The following is a 1,047-nucleotide window of genomic DNA, read 5'->3' on the forward strand; positions in this document are numbered from 1 at the left end:
TCACTACTGAGGCGGCGACGGTACAAGTTATTGATGCCAAGTCTCAAGAAGGCACCTTGCGAGTGGTTGTTAGTGAAAGCAATCTCAGTCGGAAAGTGACCAAGTTGCAAGTGGCGGCTTGGACAAAAGCTGATCAAAGTGACTTGCACTGGTATGTGACCACTGGGGATCAGGGAAGCTTCTCGCTGACCGTTGACCAACGCAATCATAAGTACAACGCTGGTTTGTATACAGTTCATGCCTATGTGACCTATGATAACGGGTCATCAAATGGGGTCAATCTCGGCAGTTACACCTTAAATAAAACCAACTATATCCCTCAAGTAGCGACCAGCTATGAAGGAACAGGGGTTTACCGGATTACGATTTCGGATGTGGTTCAGCCAGAGCAGGTCAAAGTGGCCGTCTGGGGAGATGTCAATGGTCAAAACGATTTGCGTTGGTATAATGCCGGAAAAGCTGGCGATTATACTTGGACCATTACCGTGGATGCAAAGACCCATGGTGAGACTGGTCTCTATCATGTGCATATTTACCAAGGCAATACCGGTCTTTTGGCGACAAACATGGAAGTGTCACGATCAAATTTTGACCTGCCTTACTATTCTCAACGCGACAGTCGTTGGGCTGAGACTTACTTTGGTGCTTATAACATGGGTTATGCTGGCTGTGTACCAACTTCTATCGCAATGGTCTTATCGGCCTTAGATGGCCGAACAGTTTTGCCAACCGAAGTGGCTAGCTATCTCTACAACAACACCAATACCTTTAATAAAATTGGTGCGGGAACGAGCTCAAGTGGTATTTTTGCAGCAGCAAGCCATTATGGGATGACAGTGACTGACTTAGGTTCTTATGCGGGTCTTGTCAATGCCTTGCAAGAAGGGCATTATGTCTTGGGGGCTGTTCAGAACAATAAATTTGTCCGAAATGGCACGCATGAGATGGTCTTTGCCGGTTACTCAAATGGCAATACTTATGTGCGGGATCCTTATAATGCCAATAACAATGGTTGGTATTCTGTCGCAGCGCTCTTCAATGAACAAA

1 protein-coding gene is annotated in these 1,047 nt (G+C 46.1%); it reads left to right on the forward strand.

Annotated elements, in window-relative coordinates; translation table 11 throughout:
- A partial coding sequence (locus tag STRDD12_RS07955) for a GBS Bsp-like repeat-containing protein (protein ID WP_197456674.1) occupies positions 1-1,047 on the forward strand: 1,047 nt, incomplete at both ends.

It is taken from the genome of Streptococcus sp. DD12, assembly GCF_001578885.1.
Classification (GTDB): Bacteria; Bacillota; Bacilli; order Lactobacillales; family Streptococcaceae; genus Streptococcus.